The 17,858-nt window shown below is 55.0% G+C and carries 16 protein-coding genes; 5 read left to right on the top strand and 11 right to left on the bottom strand.

Translation table 11 applies throughout. The features are described 5' to 3' along the window. The first annotated feature begins 5 nt into the window (after positions 1-5). Entirely contained in the window at positions 6-863 is an 858-nt protein-coding gene (locus tag PYL13_RS20830) for a bifunctional 5,10-methylenetetrahydrofolate dehydrogenase/5,10-methenyltetrahydrofolate cyclohydrolase (protein ID WP_275642185.1), read from the top strand. Here the strand turns inward: PYL13_RS20830 and PYL13_RS20825 are convergent. From PYL13_RS20825 to PYL13_RS20790, 8 genes are all read right to left on the bottom strand, one after another. After that, the gene (locus PYL13_RS20825) at positions 860-2,260 is read right to left on the bottom strand and encodes a mannitol dehydrogenase family protein (RefSeq protein WP_441296687.1); all 1,401 of its coding nucleotides are present in this window, start codon (positions 2,258-2,260) and stop codon (positions 860-862) included. The genes PYL13_RS20830 and PYL13_RS20825 overlap by 4 nt on opposite strands. 2 nt (positions 2,261-2,262) lie before the next feature. After that, complete coding sequence (uxuA, locus tag PYL13_RS20820; RefSeq protein ID WP_250984939.1) at positions 2,263-3,459, bottom strand: mannonate dehydratase; 1,197 nt, start codon at positions 3,457-3,459, stop codon at positions 2,263-2,265. Positions 3,460-3,487: 28 nt separating this feature from the next. After that, positions 3,488-4,528, bottom strand: coding sequence for an L-idonate 5-dehydrogenase (locus PYL13_RS20815; protein WP_250984940.1), 1,041 nt, complete (start codon positions 4,526-4,528; stop codon positions 3,488-3,490). A 62-nt stretch (positions 4,529-4,590) separates the two neighbouring features. Continuing rightward, positions 4,591-5,997 (bottom strand): TRAP transporter large permease, encoded by a 1,407-nt coding sequence (locus tag PYL13_RS20810; protein WP_250984941.1) that lies wholly within the window; start codon positions 5,995-5,997, stop codon positions 4,591-4,593. A gap of 3 nt (positions 5,998-6,000) precedes the next feature. Next, the gene (locus tag PYL13_RS20805; protein WP_250984942.1) at positions 6,001-6,576 is read right to left on the bottom strand and encodes a TRAP transporter small permease; all 576 of its coding nucleotides are present in this window, start codon (positions 6,574-6,576) and stop codon (positions 6,001-6,003) included. Positions 6,577-6,641: 65 nt separating this feature from the next. Beyond that, on the bottom strand, positions 6,642-7,616 hold the full coding sequence (locus PYL13_RS20800; RefSeq protein WP_405049418.1) for a sialic acid TRAP transporter substrate-binding protein SiaP: 975 nt from the start codon (positions 7,614-7,616) through the stop codon (positions 6,642-6,644). A 69-nt stretch (positions 7,617-7,685) separates the two neighbouring features. Continuing rightward, the gene (locus PYL13_RS20795) at positions 7,686-8,399 is read right to left on the bottom strand and encodes a FadR/GntR family transcriptional regulator (RefSeq protein ID WP_250984943.1); all 714 of its coding nucleotides are present in this window, start codon (positions 8,397-8,399) and stop codon (positions 7,686-7,688) included. Between the two features lie 203 nt (positions 8,400-8,602). After that, positions 8,603-9,670: an Ldh family oxidoreductase gene (locus PYL13_RS20790; RefSeq protein WP_250984944.1), complete on the bottom strand. Its 1,068-nt coding sequence runs from the start codon at positions 9,668-9,670 to the stop codon at positions 8,603-8,605. A gap of 155 nt (positions 9,671-9,825) precedes the next feature. On the opposite strand from PYL13_RS20790, the gene PYL13_RS20785 reads away from it, so the two are divergent. Then, positions 9,826-10,818 carry a GntR family transcriptional regulator gene (locus tag PYL13_RS20785; protein ID WP_275642183.1) on the top strand — a complete coding sequence of 331 codons (993 nt, stop codon included), beginning with the start codon at positions 9,826-9,828 and terminating at the stop codon, positions 10,816-10,818. 170 nt (positions 10,819-10,988) lie between these two features. Beyond that, entirely contained in the window at positions 10,989-11,495 is a 507-nt protein-coding gene (locus PYL13_RS20780; RefSeq protein ID WP_250984946.1) for a BA14K family protein, read from the top strand. A gap of 60 nt (positions 11,496-11,555) precedes the next feature. Here PYL13_RS20780 and PYL13_RS20775 read toward each other — a convergent pair whose 3' ends face one another. Next, positions 11,556-11,948 (bottom strand): rhodanese-like domain-containing protein, encoded by a 393-nt coding sequence (locus tag PYL13_RS20775; RefSeq protein ID WP_250984947.1) that lies wholly within the window; start codon positions 11,946-11,948, stop codon positions 11,556-11,558. Between the two features lie 82 nt (positions 11,949-12,030). On the opposite strand from PYL13_RS20775, the gene ftrA reads away from it, so the two are divergent. Continuing rightward, positions 12,031-13,032, top strand: coding sequence for a transcriptional regulator FtrA (gene ftrA / locus PYL13_RS20770; protein ID WP_441296681.1), 1,002 nt, complete (start codon positions 12,031-12,033; stop codon positions 13,030-13,032). On the opposite strand, the gene PYL13_RS20765 is transcribed toward ftrA, so the two are convergent. Beyond that, the gene (locus tag PYL13_RS20765) at positions 13,033-14,403 is read right to left on the bottom strand and encodes a sigma-54-dependent transcriptional regulator (RefSeq protein ID WP_275642181.1); all 1,371 of its coding nucleotides are present in this window, start codon (positions 14,401-14,403) and stop codon (positions 13,033-13,035) included. 2 nt (positions 14,404-14,405) lie between these two features. Next, positions 14,406-16,247 carry a sensor histidine kinase gene (locus PYL13_RS20760; protein WP_275642180.1) on the bottom strand — a complete coding sequence of 614 codons (1,842 nt, stop codon included), beginning with the start codon at positions 16,245-16,247 and terminating at the stop codon, positions 14,406-14,408. 242 nt (positions 16,248-16,489) lie between these two features. Between PYL13_RS20760 and PYL13_RS20755 the strand changes: the two genes are divergently transcribed. Beyond that, positions 16,490-17,830 (top strand): dicarboxylate/amino acid:cation symporter, encoded by a 1,341-nt coding sequence (locus tag PYL13_RS20755; RefSeq protein ID WP_250984951.1) that lies wholly within the window; start codon positions 16,490-16,492, stop codon positions 17,828-17,830. Positions 17,831-17,858 lie beyond the last annotated feature (28 nt).

The raw sequence follows: 17,858 nt of genomic DNA, 5'->3' as shown, positions 1-17,858 counted from the left end.
TGCAAATGGCTGGTAGAGCAATCGTCCTGGATGGTGATCTCCTGGCCATTAAACTGCGACGGGAGATGAAGAGCCGTGTTGCGGCTTTGCAAACTGCCGGAGTGACACCAAGGATTGCCACTGTGCTGGTGGGGGATGATCCCGCCAGCCACAGCTATATCGCCCGCAAACATGCCGATTGTGTTGAACTGGGCATTGAATCCATCGATTTGAGGATGCCCGGCGACGTCGACATGTCCGGTTTGCTTGCTCAGGTGTCCGATCTCAACCGGGATAAAAGCGTTCACGGTTTTTTGGTACAGCTTCCATTGCCATCCCACCTGGATGGGGAGGCAATTCTTGCAGCTGTTGATCCTTCAAAAGACATTGATGGTCTGCATCCAGTCAATCTCGGTGCGCTATGTGCCGGTTTTCCGAAAATCACCGCCTGCACACCCTCCGGTATTCTGACGCTTCTTCGTCATTACCAAGTACCGCTGGGGGGTAAAAACATCACAATCATCGGTCGCGGCATGTTGACCGGTCGTCCTCTTGCCATGCTGCTGTCGCTTCCCGGTATTGATGCGACAGTGACGCTGGTTCACAGCAAAACACCTGATATTGCCACTCACACAAAACTGGCTGATGTGGTGATCTCTGCGGCCGGAAAGCCTGATCTGGTGACCGCTGATATGATCAAACCGGGCGCTGCTGTTGTCGGTGTCGGCATTTCTTATAATGCCAATTCCGAGGCGGTTTCTGATATTGCTGATGATGTGGCCGATGTTGCCGGTTGGGTTACGCCCCGACACGGTTCTGTTGGCGCGTTGACGCGCGCAAAGCTGCTTTCAAGCCTCATCGACTGTGCGGAACGAGCCGGTTAAAGTTTTGCCAGTTCGGCATTCACCTGATCCCGCCAGGAACGGGCATTCACCAATTCCGGCGGGAACAATCCCGGTATCGCGAAGTATGGTGCGCTGGCATCTGTGGGATCAGTGATCGCAGCCGCGGCGAGAATTTCTTGGCCGCGTGGATCATCGAGATCACCACGTTTCTGGATTGATTTGATCCAGAGGGCGATCACATAGGCAAAGGTGGTTGCATCTCTGCCTGCTGCCAGTGTTTCAGATGCGGCTGACAAAATGCGTTGTGGCAGTTTCTGGCTAGTGTCCAGTGCAATCTGTTCGGTGCGGTGGGCGATGGTTGGATTGGCAAAACGGTCCAACAGTTGTTTGCGGTAGACCGGCAGGTCGATGCCGGGAACCGGATCGAGCGTGGCGACAACAGCCTCCATATGCCGTTCAACCTTTGCAACGAATTCCGGCACGGCCATCACGTCGCGGACAAATTCCAGGTCATGCAAAATGCCGAGATGGGCAATCAGCGTATGAGAGCCGTTGAGTAACCGCAGCTTCATTTTTTCATATGGTTCCACATAGGTGGCGAACACTGCACCGCCAGCCTCCCATGTCGGACGTCCGGAAATGAAATCATCTTCGATGATCCACTGCATGAAGGGTTCGGTTTCTATGGCCAACCGATCATCGACGCCAAGCAGAGAGATCGCCCTCTGCCGCGTTTCTGCTGTTGCAGCAGGCACAATACGGTCAACCATGCTGCAGGGAAATTTGCCTTCTTGTTCAATCCAGCGCGCGAGCTCTGGGTCTCGCTGCTCAGCCATTTCCAGCACAAGGCGACGCACCACGTGGCCGTTGGATGGCAGGTTGTCGCAGCACAGGATCGTGAAAGGCAAATGACCGCGTTCCCGGCGTCTGACGAGACCTTCGACCAGAAAGCCGACCACGCCAACTGGTGCATGCGGGTTGGCCATATCGGCCTTGATTGCAGGATGTTGCAGGTCAAGACCGCCCGTGACAGGGTCAAGCCCATAGGCTTTCTCACTGACGGTCAAAGTCACGATACGGGTGTCCGGGTTTGAAAGGTAAGCGATAACGTCGCCTCCCCGTTCTGCCGCACAAATCCAGTCAACCGTCACGCCAATGATGTCAGCCTTGTCGCCATCTGCGCTACGGGTGATGACCGAGTAAAGGCCTTCCTGTTGTTGTAGTGCCTTGACCGGCTCAGGCGACCGCAAATTGACTGCGACGATACCCCAGGGGCCAAATGTCTTCTCAATGGCTTTCTGGGTGAAAACCGCCTGATGGGCGCGGTGAAATGCGCCAAGGCCAATGTGGACGATGCCCGGCTTGAGCAATTTTCGATTGTAAGTTGGTTGCGAGACGTTGTCCGGTAGAAGGCTGGATGACGAGAGTGTCTCCATTGTCATACACGCCCATACTGCGAGTGAAGCAAGGTCCGCTCGATGCCGCGCAATTCGGCCAATCCCTTCAGGCGGCCAATCGCTGGATAACCCGGTTGCGCACCGCGTGTTAGGTCATCGAGAATTTCTTGGCCGTGGTCAGGGCGCATAGCGATCCGGTGGTCTTCACGCCCCTCCTGCTTGCGTTTCTTTTCCTCCGCCAGCAGCGCTGCAATGACGGCGACCATATCCGTGCCACCCTCAAGATGTTCGTCTTCAAAGAACGAGCAAGGCACAGTGTCAGTGTCGCGTGTCACATTGCGCAGGTGAACGAAATGGATACGGTCTGCAAAACGTTTGGCGATAAACGGCAGGTCATTATCCGCTCTTGCTCCCAGCGATCCCGTGCACAGGGTTACGCCGTTGGCGCGGCTGTCGACCTGTTTCAGCATATGCGCGTAATCGTCTTCAGTAGAGAGAATGCGTGGCAGCCCCAGAAGTGGCCAAGGTGGGTCGTCGCCATGGGCACAAATGTTGATGCCGACTTCTTCAGCCACAGGAACCACTTGTGACAGGAAATCGATCAGATTGGATTGCAGCTTGGTGCGATCAATGCCCTGATAGGTCCGCAACTTCTCCAGCAATTGCTCAAGCGTGTAGCCATCGGCAGACCCCGGAAGGCCCGCGCCGATGTTCTTGCCAAGTGCAGTAATCTTGGTGTCGGGCATATCTGCAAAACGTTTTGCCGCATCGTCGATCAACCATTCCGGATAGTCATTCTTGGCGCTTGGGCGTTTGAGGATATGGATGTCAAATGCTGCAAAATCGGTCAGGTCAAAACGCATGGCCTTCGCGCCATGACGGGTTTCCCAACGCAGGTCGGTGCGTGTCCAGTCGAGTACGGGCATGAAGTTGTAGCAAACGGTACGGATGCCGGTGGTAGAAAGTCGACGCAGTGTTTCCTGCCAATTGGCGATATGATCTTTCCAGTCACCTGTCTGTGTCTTGATTTCTTCCGACACTGGCACGCTTTCCACGACGTCCCAATAGAGGCCGCCAGCCTTGATTTCTTCGTGCCGTTTGCGGATTTCATCGATTGGCCAGACGGAACCGGTTGCAATGTGGTGCAAAGCACTGACAATGCCTTCTGCACCGGCCTGAGCCGCATCCCGAACGGTTACCTTGTCAACGGGGCCAAACCAACGCCATGTATGTTTCATTGCAATATTCCTTTAGAAATCAGTGAGGTCAGCTGAAGGTGATCTGCACCTTGCAGGCAACGGAACGGTCGCCAGCCTGTTCAAACGCTTCAACAGCGTTTTCCAGCCGAAAGTGGTGCGAGATAATCGGCCGAACGTCGATGGAACGCGATGAAATGGCCTGAACGGCTTGCGCGAACTCTTGGTCAAACCGCTGTGAGCCACGCCAGATGACCTCCTTGCCGACAAGTGCATTGAGTGGAATGGTCATGTCTCCAGTAACGCCGACCTGCACAATTGTCCCACGCGGTTTGATAACGGCGAATGCGGAACGCAACGCCGGGCCAGCGGCTGAGCAATCAAACACCACGTCGAATGTGCCCTTGCCTTCCTGATAAGGTGCAAGGCCCTGCGGATTGGAGATGACGTTTATTGTCTGGGTGGCGCCCATGGCAGGCGCGCGGGACAGTGCTGCGTCGGCAAGATCTGTCACGAAAATTTCACTTGCGCCGGCGTGTTTTGCGGCTGCGACAGTCAGCAGCCCGATGGGGCCGGCACCGGTCACCAGTACTTTTTTGCCAGTGAGATCTCCGGCCTGGGCGACCGCATGCAGGCAAACGGCCAGCGGTTCGGCGCAAGCTGCTTCTGCTGGCGTGATGTCACTTGGAAAAGCGAAGCATTGTTTTGTGGGAACGACCAGCCAATCCCGGAACATGCCCTGTTCGTGCGGCAGGCGCATGGCGCTGCCCATGAAACGCATGTCGAGGCAATGAATAGGTTCGCCATTATCGCAATACTGGCATGTTCCACATGGTTGGGATGGATTGACGGCGACCAGGGCGCCAATCGTCAGTTCGCTTACGCCATCTCCCAGTTTGTCTACGTAACCGGAAGCTTCGTGGCCTGATATGATGGGTTCTCGCACCTGAATGGGTCCAAAGCCACCATCCTGATAATAATGCAGATCCGAACCACAAATGCCGCCGACGGCCATACGAAGCAGCACGTTGCCGGGTCCGGGTTCGCTGAACTCCTGGGTTTCGACCTTGAGATCCTGTTTGCCGTAAAGACGCGCAACGCGAGTGAGCATTCAATCTGCCTTTAATCTTAAAAAAGGAAATGCCGCGCGGCTTTCACCGCGCGGATGGTGTGTTAGCGGATCAGGCCCATCTGGGTCGGCAGCCACAATGTGATTGCGGGTATGAAGGTAATCAGCAGAAGGGCGATAAACAGTGGGATCATCCAGGGAAGGATAGCTAAGGTAGTTCGTTCGATAGACATTTTTGATATGCGTGCCAGAACGAACAGCACCATGCCGACAGGTGGGGTAAGCAGACCAATCATCAGGTTCAGCGTTACGATGATACCAAGATGAACCGGATCAATTCCGTACCGTGCTGCAACAGGCATCAGGATCGGAACAAGGATACTGATGGCGGCAATTGTATCAAGAAATGCACCAACAATCAGCAGCAATACGTTGACAAGAATGAGGAATGTCCACCAGTTGTCTGTCAGGCTGAAGATGAAATCCGAAAAAATCTGCGCTGCCTGGCTAACGGTGAGCAACCATGCAAAGATCGACGCCGCAGTCACGATGAACAATACGGACGCGGTGGTTTCAATCGTGTCGAAGGATGCCTTGGCAAGGGTTCTGAACGTCATTGTGCGATAACGGACAAGTCCGAGGAACATAGACCACATCACGGCCGCAACAGCCGCTTCAGTCGGAGTGAACCAGCCCATGGTCATGCCACCGATCAGCAGTACTGGCGTCATCAAAGCCATAACCGCCGAGAAGTCGAAGTACCAGTCGAGTGCAACCAGAGCTACGAGACCGATAAGAACAGCAAGATTGACAGACAGACCGGCAAGAACAAGGAGATAGACTGCTGCCGGGAAGGAAAGGACTATCACGACCTCGAGTGATGCACCCATAAGCTGCTTCAACTCGAAAGGCGTGTCCGAACCCCAGCCCTTGCGGCGTGCAAAGACATAAACGGTCAGCATCATCAACACAGTCATGACGATGCCAGGCACAATACCGGCCATGAACAATGCGCCAATCGAGGCATTGGCCATCATGCCATAGATCACGAAAGGCAGTGATGGTGGAAAGATAGGGCCAAGCGTTGCAGATGCTGCAGTTACGCCGACGGCGGCTTCGACGGGGTAACCATGGTCCTTCATCGCCTTGATTTCGATGGTACCAATACCGGCCGCATCAGCGAGTGCTGTGCCGGACATGCCGGAGAACACCACAGAACCGATGATATTGACCTGCGCCAGACCACCCTTCATCCAGCCGACGAGCGACAGGGCGAAGTGATAGATACGACCGGTGACGCCAGCGCTGTTCATGAGGTTGCCAGCCAGAATGAAAAAAGGCACGGCGATAAGCGGAAAACTTTCCACGCCGGCGATCATGCGCTGGGCGGCGATGATATCAGGTGCAACGCCATAGAGGACAAGATACAAAAGCGAGGAGACTGCCATGGATACGGCTACAGGTGTGCCGATGATCATGAGCAGCAGAAATGAGCCAATCAGAAGCAGCATTGATTAAATTCCCTGTGTATTGATGGCTTCATCAGCCTGCTCGCGGACGGTTTTTTTGCTTGTCATGTCCTTGATGAAGTTCTGAAGCGAACGCAGGAACATCAGCACGTAGGCGGCAAATACGGTGTAGAAGACAATGCCGCGTGGCAGATCGACGGTGACCATACGTTCGTCGCCAACGATTTCGAGGTAACGCCACATCAACCAGGTGATGTAGGCAAAGAATCCGATGTTGATGAGGTCGACAACGACCTCCAGCACCCGGCCAGTTTTTTTCGAAAGAAAACGATAAATCAGGTCGACCTGAATGTGCCGAACCTGGCGTACACACATGACGGAGCCGAGAAACACCACGACCACAAGGCAGTTGGCGGCAATCTCTTCTGTCCAGGCAAGGCTGTTATTCAGGGCGTACCGTGTGAAAAACTGCAGGAAGACACTGGTTGCCATGCCCCAGAACACCAGCATGGTCAGCCAGTCTTCAAATGCGTAAGGAGACAGGTCGACATCGCTGACCTCGTCCTCGAAGGCATGCGCCATCTCTTCCACGCTGATGGGCGCGTTTTTTTGATCTGTCATTTGGAAAGCTCCAGTGGACTAGGCCAAAGGGATGTCCGGTGCCGGGTGGGCACCGGACGGTGCAATTACTGGATGGCGCGAATGGCTTCCCAGTCAGCTTTTTCGTAACCGAACTCTTCGAAAGTCACTTTGTCCAGCACGTTCTTTTCAAAGTCGGCCTTGTCAACTTCAGTCACGGTGAGGCCACGCTTTTTGAAGTCTTCGACGAGGGCGTTTTCACGTTCTTCGATGATTTTGGTTGTGCGTTCTGCCGCCTGCTGCATGACTTCCACGAAGATTTTCTTGTCTTCGTCCGACAGGCTGGCCCAACGGCTCTTGGAAATCAGGGTGTTGAGGTGGTCAACGATATGGCCGGTCAATACGATGTTTTTCTGAACTTCGTAGAACTTCTTGGCATCTATGGTTGTCAGCGGATTTTCCTGGGCGTCCACTGTGCCGTTCTGGAGCGCAAGATAGACTTCCGCAAAAGCAATCGGCGTAGTGTTGGCACCGCATGCACGTGGCATGGCGAGGTAAGCGGGAACATCAGGCACGCGCATTTTCAGGCCAGCCATGTCACCGCATTTTTCAATAGGCGTATTGGATGTGGTGTGGCGTGTGCCGTAGTAGCTTACAGCGGCGATGATGTTCCCGGTCTTGTCTTCGTAGCCCTTTGCCAGACGCTTGAACACATCGCTTTTCGTGTAGGCAATGAGATGCGCTGGGTCGCGGAAAATATAAGGGAAATACGTCACGCCAATTGGCTTGTAATCACGGGCTGCAAAGCTTGAGCCGGAGATGATCATATCAACAGTGCCGAGCTTCAGGCCTTGGTTGATGTCGGCTTCCTTACCGAGCTGTGAAGCTGGGAACACGTCGATCTTGTAACGTCCGTCGGTGCGTTTTGCGATTTCCTCAGCGGCCCATACCGACTCCGTATGGAAAGGCTCTGTTGTTTCATACACATGCGCCCACTTCAGGGCCGTCTGTGCCTGCGCCGCGAGTGCCGATGCCATGATCAGAGCAGTTGCACCCAGCAACGTTTTTAATCCGAATTTCATCCTCAAATCCTCCCAAATTGATTTCAGATTTCGTATGTTCATGATCCCGTCGCAAGAAGCACGACAGGGTTATTCTTCTCCTCCCAACTCCTCACCGAAGCTCTCAGAGAATCTCTTTTGCGCCCGTATCATGTGCAGGCGCATGGCCTCACGCGCGGCAGATGGGTCATTGGTCGCAATTGCGTTGCGGATCGCCACATGTTCTTCCATTGCCAGCTGCCAGGTATGCGGGCCCTCAAAGTAACCTGCCAGCTTCTCGAAGTAAGGCGTCATCCGCTGATCGTAGATCAGGCCCGTGAAGCGGTTCAGTGTCGCGTTGCCGATGATGTCGGCGATGGCCGTATGGAACTCCCGGTCCACGGCCAAGGCACGTTTTGCATCATGAAGCGACTGCTGCATGCGCTTCAGATTGTCGTCGAGTATCGCCACATGCTGTGGGGTCGCCAGGCGTGCGGCTTCTTCAGCAATTGCACTTTCGATGATGCAACGCGCCTGCAAAATTTCGAATGGGCCGTCACTGTCATCTGCGGGCAAGACAACCTTCGTTGGGCTTGTCTTGCGGCTGATATAAACGCCTGAACCCATGCGGATCTGGATGTATCCCTCCACTTCCAGAACTATCAAAGCCTCGCGAACGGTCGGGCGCGATACCGAAAATCTCTCTGCAAGCTCGCGCTCGGCAGGCAGGCGGGCTCCATCGGAAAGCTCGCCCGTTTCGATAAGCATACGTATCTGGTCCGCGACCTGCCGATAAAGGCGGCGCGGTTCCAATGCCACAAACATTTAGATCCTCCCATGCGCCACTCCCCTGGCGCACACCTGGTAAGATGGCCTTACCAATTTTTTTATTAAAGCTGCTTCAGTCGTTAAGTCAAGCGATAAAGTAAATAAATATTACAATTAAGTATATGTTTTTAAACGCAAAAATTCTTGGCGGCAAACTGGTTGCCGCCGGTATTTTCCAGCGATGGAGCTATGGTTGCCTCTCAGATCAGAGGCATTTCCAAGCCATATTTTTCGGCAAGCTCTTCGAAAGCCTGCCTTGTGGCGGGGTCAACAGTAACCCCTTCTCGTTCTCTTTGCGCTGCGACAAGCCATTCCCGGTCGCCGGGCGCCATGACCTTGCAGTCTTCACGGGTTGGTGACGTGCGCAGCACCTGCAGATAGCGCTGCATGCCCGACTCAAATGTCTGCCGGTCGACGAATGCTTCCGGCTTGATAGCCAGTACGAATGCGCCCATGCCGCGTGGCTTGGAAAAATCAGGGCCACCCATCGGGGCAATATCGAAACTCAGTTTCATTCCGGTCAACACCGCGCTGAAAATTTCTGCGACGCCTGCCAAAGCAGCGCCCTTGAAGCCGAATTCGCCACCGAGCGGCGCGAGCATGTCAGCAGCATTGGCATCCGTGGTGTCAACGCCCGTTTCATCAGATGCAGTAGCGTTTGGTAGAGCTTGGCCGAGGCTGCGATACAGCAGAACACGGTTATAGGGGACGGAACTGGTTGCCATGTCGAGCAACCACGGATCATCCCCGGAAACTGGCACGCCAACTGAAATCGGGTTTGTGCCGTGGAAACGCATCGCACCGTCATGCAGGCGGACAAAGCTGTCCGAGTTGCAGAATGTGATGCCGATATAACCTTTGCGGGCCGCTTCGATGGAGTAGGCGCCAGCCGGACCAAAATGTGAGGTGTTGCGGATAGCAACTGCGCCAATTCCGAACTTACTGGCGAGGTCGATCGCGTTGTCCATTGCCGTATATGTGGCAAGGGCACCGTGCGCGTCATCTGCATCCAGCGTTTCGATGGCGCCAAAGCTTGTTATTTTTTTGATATCAGGTGCGCCGTTGATGCGGCCGCCGTTCAGCGCTGTGATGTAGTGGGCAAGAAGGCGGACACCGTGGCTGTCGACGCCGTGACGGGTGCCATGCATCATGGCTCGCGTTGCAGCGTCTGCCGTTGCCGTGTTTGCGCCAGCGGCGACAAACACGGCACGACAAAACCGGTCGAGCTCGTCCAGCGACACATTGTTCTGTGCGTTGGTTTGCAACATCCCGGTTCCTCCCCTCCAAAATGTACTATGTGTACACTAGACATTATTTTTGAGTCACGCAATGCCGCTATCTGCAAAAATCTGTTGTCAAAGCTGTTGCAAGGCAAAGCCGCTTCCCGCATCTTCGAACCAGAAAAACCAGAGCAATATCATCCATGTCCACCACCGGTTCCGGCACAGCTCCCAAACTCTACCAGCGCGCTTGCGAGGTTTTGGCCTTGGATATCAGCAATGGCGCCATCGGGGTTGGCAGTCGCCTGACGGAAACAGGGGTGGCTGAACGCTTTGGAATCAGCCGCGCACCTGCCCGGCAGTCGTTGATGGAACTTGAGCGCATGGGGCTGATACAAAAAGCCTCATCGCGGGGTTATGATGTTTTGGCACTCACCAATCCGGCGGCTGTCAGTATGGCCCCCAAATCTGCGGCCAATGACGATCCAAAGATACATTTCCTGCCAAGTTGGGAGTTGATCTACTCTGAAATCGAAATGGAGATTGTCTCACGGACAACCTTTGCCAGCTGGCGCATCAATGAAGCGATCCTGGCGAAACATTACGGTGTCAGCCGAACGGTTGCACGCGATGTGGTGGCCCGCCTGCAGCAGCGTGGCATTGTTCAGAAAGATGACAGCGCACGGTGGTTTGCACCCGCACTGACCATGCAACACATTGATGAGCTCTACGAATTAAGATGGGTTCTGGAGCCACTGGCGTTGGAAAAAGCCGTACCCAATTTGCCTGAGGGGTTTCTCACCCGGGTTCGCGGCAATATCGAAACAGCAATAAACTGCCAGATGCCGCAAGTCGGCAGCACATTGGACAGGTTCGAGCAGGAACTTCATGTCGAGCTTTTGGGGTATTGCGGCAACAGTTCACTGATGCGCGCGATCAGCCTGCCGCAGTCACTGCTGATTGCCCACCACTTCCTCTATCCCCGTACCACCGATCTGTTCGAGACGGAGCCGTTTCTGCCGGAGCATCTGGAGATACTCACCCATATTCAGGACGGAAATATCGTCGGCGCCAAGGACGCGATGACGGCGCATCTGCAGATTTCCCGCGAAAGAGCCATGATGCGTATTCAGGCGGTGACCCATTCGATGACGCCAGATGAGCTTCCCTATCTGGACCTCATGGAGTCGCTTTGACGCGGTGACGATTCCGTGTTTCCTGTTGGTTTGGATTGATACTCCGCACCCCCCGACAAACGCCGTGCTTGTGCCTTAATTCATTCAGCATCCATTCAGGCAGCGGGAACTATTTCTTATGCCATGATGTTTTAACGGGTGACAAAACACCCTCTGGATGGACGAAGACAATGTTCACAGTTGCAAAGAAAACAGTACTGGCACTCGCGGTCGCCGCCACAGTGATTGTTCCACTGCAGTCAGCGAACGCCGGTGACTGGAACCGCCGTCACCGCAACGAGGCAGCTGCCCTCGGCGTGATTGGTCTTGCGGCTGGCTTGGCTGTCGGTTCAGCGCTCGCACGTCCGTCTGAACCGGATGGTCCTGTTTACATTGACCCGCCGCGCCGTGGTCCGGTTTATGCCGAACCTGAATATGTGTATCAAGACCCATATGCGAATGACGGTTATTATCCTGAGCCTCCGCGAACCGTTTACCAGCGACCGCGCCCAGTTTACGAGACACGCCCGGTTTACGAAACACGTCCCGCCTATCAACCGCGGACAGTTTACCGCACGATCGAACCATGGTCGCAGTCTTGGTATGACTATTGCTCACAGCGTTACAGAAGCTTCAACGCTCGCACCGGCACCTACACCGACTATAGTGGCCAGCGTCACTTCTGCACTGCTGGCTAAACAGCGGTCTCAAACATGTCAAAAGGCTCGCAGGCGGACGTCTGCGGGCCTTTCTTGCGATTAAAGCACCGCCAACTCGAAACCCTCATCCAGCCAGCCGGTAATGCCGCCAGCCATGATCTTTACCGGCCGCCCCAGTTGAGCAAGCCGCAAGGCACCTTTCGCTGCGCCGTTGCAATGCGGCCCCGCACAATATGTCACGAAAATAGTGTCTTCAGGCCAGGCTGCCATTTTCGATGCGGTCATTTTGCCATGCGGCAGGCTAATGGCACCGGGAACGTGTCCCTTGGCGTAGAGCGCTGGCCCGCGCACATCGAGAAGCACAAAATCTGCGCCCTTTGACAGCGAGTCGTGGACATCCCAACAATCGGTTTCAAAGCTGAATTCGGCTGCGAAATGTTCAACAGCCAGATGGCTTGGTGCAGGTTTTACGATGGTAACGGCAGTGGTCATTGATCTGTCTCCTTTGCGTAGCCCATTTTGCAAAGATGGCTCTGATTGCAAAATGGCGTAAATGCCAATAAACGTAAAAATCATGCCAAATGTATCAGACAGTCCGCAGCCTCCAAACGGCCCTCTCGTTGTAGCCTTGCTCTATGACCAGCTTTGCACGTTCGAATTTGGGATCGTTGCCGAAGTTTTTGGCCTGTCGCGCCCGGAGATGGGGGAGAACTGGTATCGGTTCGCCAGTTGTGCGGTGGAGGACGGGCCGATGCGTGCCCATGGCGGGCTACGTGTAACGGCGGATGCGGGTCCCGAACTGCTTGACATCGCCGACATTATCATTGTGCCGGGCTGGAAGGGGGCTGATGCTGCTGTCCCGCCGGAGCTCTGTGATCGTTTGCGGGCTGCGCATGCGCGGGGAGCGCGTTTGGCATCAATATGTTCCGGTGCATTTGTGCTTGCTGCTACGGGCTTGCTGGACGGTGGGGTCGCGACCACCCATTGGCGTTACGCGGAGGCTCTGCGATCGCGTTATCCGGACGTGTCAGTGGATGATGCGTCCCTCTATCGTTCCCATGACCGCATCTATACTTCGGCCGGCAGTGCGGCTGGTATTGACCTGATGATTGAAATTGTACGTCAGGACTTTGGTGCCGTTGCGGCCAATTCAGTGGCAAGGCGTCTGGTGATGCCGGCACACCGTACTGGTGGGCAAGCTCAGTTTCTGGAACGCCCGGTTGCGAAACGTGAAGGTGTAGAAATTTCTCCGCTGCTGGATGCGGTGCGGTCCGATCTCTCCCGCACGTGGACCATCACCGAGATGGCGCGTTTCTGCCGAATGAGTGAGCGGACGTTTCTCAGGCGTTTTACTGAAGCAACCGGTGCCGCACCGGGCCAATGGCTGACACACGTGAAGGTCGATGCGGCAAAACAACGCCTTTGTCAGGGGCGCGAGCAGATGGAAGACATTGCAATGGCGGTCGGGTTTGGAAGTGCGCACACACTTCGTCATCACTTCCGGCAAACCATGGGCATCAGTCCGGTAGAATATCGCGCCCGGTTTTTGAACGAACAGGTCCGCTTGCCAGTGTAATCAGGCAGAGGCGTTCTTTTTGGCCGTGTAATCGGCGCGATTTATGCCATGCCGTTGCAGCTTGTCGTAAAATGTCTTGCGCGCAATGCCGAGCGCGGCGATGGTTGAAGCGACGTCACCATCATTTTGCACGAGAGTTTCATGAATAATCTGTGCTTCATGCCGATCAATGCGCTCTGTTAGCGTGCCAGACGCTTTGGCTTCTTCTTTCGGAGGGATGCCAGACAGTGTTCCACTTTCCAGCCCAAGAGCGACGCGTTCGGCGAAATGGCCTAGTTCACGGACATTGCCCGGCCAGTCGTGATCTGCCAGATGACGCGACACGCTGGCGGAGATTTGCGGAACAGGCATGTTGAAGCGTTTGGTGGCGCGCGACAGAAAATGGGAAAACAACATCGGAATATCCTCCCGGCGCTCCCGTAACGGCGGGATAGACAATGTGACAACGTTCAAACGGTAATAGAGGTCGTCCCGAAACTGGTCGCGGCGTGCTGGATCGCCAAGATCGACTTTGGCGGCTGCAACAACACGGATGTCTACGGACCTTTCGTCATTGGATCCAAGTGGAGAAACCTCCCGCATTTCAAGGACGCGCAGCATTTTCACCTGTACTGCCAGCGGCATGCTCTCAATTTCATCCAGGAACAGCGTGCCACCACTCGAGTGCTCAATACGGCCAACGCGTTTTTTCTGCGCGCCGGTGAAAGCCCCTGCCTCATGACCGAAAAGCTCGCTTTCAATGACGCTTTCCGGCAGTGCACCGCAATTCAATGCGACGAAGTTGCCGTTCGAGCGCTTTTTGCTCCAGCGGTGCAAAGCCGTCGCGACCACTTCTTTGCCGCTACCGGTCTCACCTGCCACGAGGACGTCGACGTCGGCGTCGGCGATATGGCGGATGGTGTCGCGAAGGTGCTGCATGGCAGGCGTTTGGCCAATCAGCGGCAGGTCGCCTTCCGCCTGTTCGGCTGCCAACTTCAAGGCGCGGTTTTCCATGATGAGATGACGTTTTTCCAGCGCACGCATTGCGCTTTCTACCATGCGCTCGGCGGCAAATGGTTTGGTCATGAAATCATAAGCGCCGTTATGCAACGCTTCGACGGCCATCGGGATATCGCCGTGGCCCGTCATCAGGATGACGGGCAGATCGGCATCGACACTGCGGACTCGCTCGAAAAATTCCAGTCCATCCATCCCGGGCATACGCACGTCACTGATAATGACACCGTCAAACTCGGCAGATAACGCATCCAATGCCAGTTTTGCAGCGGGAAAGGACGTTACCTCAAGGCCTGCCAGTTCCAGTGTCTGGCGCATTGCCTTGCGCAATGCGGAGTCGTCATCGACGAGAAATACCTTGCCTGAAATGCCCATGATCATGCCTTTTTGAGATAGACGGAGAAGCAGGTTCCACTCGGATTGCTTTCCACCTCGATGCGTCCGCCATAGTCAGCGGCAATTTCGCGGGAGATGACCAGCCCAAGCCCAAGTCCACCGTCTTTCGATGTGTTGAAGGGCGTGAACAGGGCCTCAAGAATGTCTGGCGCAATGCCCGGTCCGTTGTCTGCAACGCTCAAGACCACCCGATCGCCAGCTTCGCGCACGCTGATCGTGACCTGACCACCGGCCTTGTCTTCAACTGCTTCGAGCGCATTCTGGAGAAGGTTGATCACAATCTGCTCCAGCCGGATGGGGCTGCCAGACACCATCAAGGTTTCAGGGGGAAGAGCGATATCCAGCGCCTCCATATGACCAGCGAAACGGCTGCGCAGCAGCACGACTGCACCTTCGATGACAGCCTTGACGCTGACAGGCTGTGCAGCCGCTCTGCCCTTGCGGGCCAATATCTTAAGATCACTTGTGATGACACCAATGCGCTCCGTCAACGCAGCAATGTCTTTCATGTTTTCGTCGGCTTCTTCCAGCCGCTGGCGGTTCATGAGAGTGCGTGCATTATCCGCAAAGGCGCGGATCGTCGCGACAGGCTGGTTGATTTCATGGGCGACGCCAGCCGCCACCTGTCCGAGAATGGCCAGCCGGTTTGCCTTTACAAGTTCCTGCTGGACAGTTTGCAATTCTCGACCGGTCTGCTGGTGGCCGCTGATTTCTGTTTCCAGCTGGTCCATGGCACTTTGCAGGTCACGTGTTCGTTCATCCACCCGGCGTTCCAGCTCTGCGCGGGCCCGGGCGGCAACCTCTTCAGCTTGCCGGGCTTTTTGGCGCCGTCGCAACCATAAACCAGACAATACGATCAGCGGCATCATGCCGGTCATCACCAGCAGACGCATCCGCTGCACCTCCACCATCAAGGTAGGTTCAACCGGCAAAAGATAATGCAAGTGCCATGAGGTGGTTGGAACAGGCAGGATGAAGCGTAGGTAGTCACCACTGTTGACGGCGGGTGAATTGATGTGGATCAGCTCTGTCGAATTGTCGATAAAGCGCAACGGGGAAAATGGCAGCAGATCAAGTGTCTCATTACCAAATTGCAGGCTGTCGGCAATGGTGCGGCGGGTCTGTTGGTCTATGGGTTTGATTGTGTCAAAGCGCCATGCCGAAATACTCGTCATCAGCACAACGCCGTTGGCATCAGCGACATAAACCGGTTTGCCACCTATTCTCCAGTCAGCCTCCAGACGGCTGAATTCGACCTTCGCGATGACGACACCGAGCGCTTTGCCGTCTTCAGAATCCACACGTCGTGATATGTAAAGGCCGGGTTTGCGGCTGACATTTCCCAAGGCGTAGTGCTCGGCCATGCCTGTGCGCATTGCAAGGCTGAAGTAGTCCCGGAAGGAATAGCTGGTGCCGACAAAACTGTCTGCGGCACGCCAATTGCTGGATGCTATTGCGACGCCATTCGGCCCTGTCACGTAAATCACCGAGGCCTGTGTGCCTTCGATCAGTCCCTCCAGTTTGCGGTTAAGCCGATCTACTGCGGCACCACCAGTTTCCAGAGCGGCAACGAGGTCCCTGTCGCCTGATAACACAAGCGGCAGGGCGCGGGGCCGCTCCAATGCAACATTCAGAAGCGCGACTTTCAATTGCCCGTCAGTTGAGGCGTCCTGCTTTAAGGCCTTGATGGTTTCTGTTCGGCCAAGTTCGCCTGCGACATAAATCGCCACCACCGCAATTACAGCCCAGATAAACGCAAACAGCCACCACGGCCGTTGAGCGGCATCGATATGTTTGAACCCGGATGCGGTGAATGTAGTCATCGTTTATCTTGTGCGTATTTTCACACAAAAGGCAATATTTCTGTGCGGAAGTCTACACGATTCCAAATTTCTTGAAGCTGCTTCAAGAAATTAAATCGATTTATTTCAGTTATTTATCTGATTTTTTCTGCCTTGGCACGGTGTTTGCAAAACCGTCATCAAGCGGTCGCGAGGCCCCAGACCAAACAAGGCTGACCGGGAGGCCCCTATAAAAGGCAGGTCCAGCCGAGGAGGAGAAAATCATGATTGATAGTACAGCTGTGGCTGCAAGCCATGTCCGCATGCCATTTTACCGTCACCTGTATTTCCAGGTGCTGGTTGCCATTCTGGCCGGTATTCTTCTGGGCCATTTTTGGCCGTCCATCGGTGAGCAGCTGAAGCCATTGGGTGATGGTTTCATTCGTCTGGTCAAGATGATCATTGCACCTGTTATTTTCTTGACAGTTGCGACCGGTATTGCCGGTATGAACGACATGAAGAAGGTCGGACGTGTTGCCGGCAAGGCGATGATCTACTTCCTGACCTTTTCCACGCTTGCGCTGGTCGTTGGTCTGATTGTTGCAAACGTTGTTCAGCCGGGTGCCGGCATGAATATCGACCCTGCGTCTCTCGATGCGACGGCGGTTGCGACCTATGCCGACAAGGCACATGAGCAGACGATCACCGGCTTTTTGATGAACATCATCCCGACCACCATTGTCGGCGCATTTGCCAGCGGCGACATTCTCCAGGTGCTGTTCTTCTCCGTGCTCTTCGGTATTTCACTTGGTGTCGTTGGTGAGAAAGGCAAGCCGGTCGTCGACTTCATGCATGCCATGATGTACCCGATCTTCAAGCTGGTCGCGATCCTGATGAAGGCTGCTCCTATCGGTGCTTTCGGGGCCATGGCGTTCACAATCGGCAAATATGGCATTTCGTCGGTGACCAATCTGGCTATGCTCATTGGTACCTTCTATCTGACATCGCTGATCTTCGTGCTGGTTATCCTTGGTGCGGTCGCCCGTTACAATGGCTTCTCCATTCTGGCGCTTATTCGCTACATCAAGGAAGAACTGCTGCTGGTTCTCGGCACATCGTCTTCGGAAGCTGCGCTTCCGGGCCTGATGAGCAAGATGGAAAAGGCCGGCTGCAAACGCTCGGTTGTTGGTCTGGTTATCCCGACCGGTTACTCCTTCAACCTTGACGGCACCAACATCTACATGACGCTTGCGGCTCTGTTCATTGCGCAGGCAACAGGTATTCACCTGTCGTTCGGTGAGCAGATCCTGCTGTTGCTGGTTGCGATGCTCAGCTCGAAGGGCGCTGCTGGTATCACCGGTGCCGGTTTCATCACGCTTGCTGCAACGCTGTCCGTTGTTCCTTCCGTTCCGGTCGCTGGCATGGCGCTCATTCTCGGTATCGACCGCTTCATGTCCGAGTGCCGCGCACTGACCAACTTCGTTGGTAATGCCGTTGCCACTATCGTCGTTGCTCGTTGGGAAGGTGAACTTGATCAGGCTCAGCTTCAGCGGGTTCTGAACGGTGAAGAAATTGCCAGCATCGATGTGATCGACAGCACGCCGATGCCGCAGCCTGCCGAATAAAATCGCGCAAGGCGAAAGAACAGAACCC

The organism is Agrobacterium sp. Azo12 (assembly GCF_029193765.2).
Classification (GTDB): domain Bacteria; phylum Pseudomonadota; class Alphaproteobacteria; order Rhizobiales; family Rhizobiaceae; genus Agrobacterium.
The sequence above is the reverse complement of the archived record's forward strand: the minus strand, read 5'-3'. Positions and strand labels throughout refer to the sequence as shown.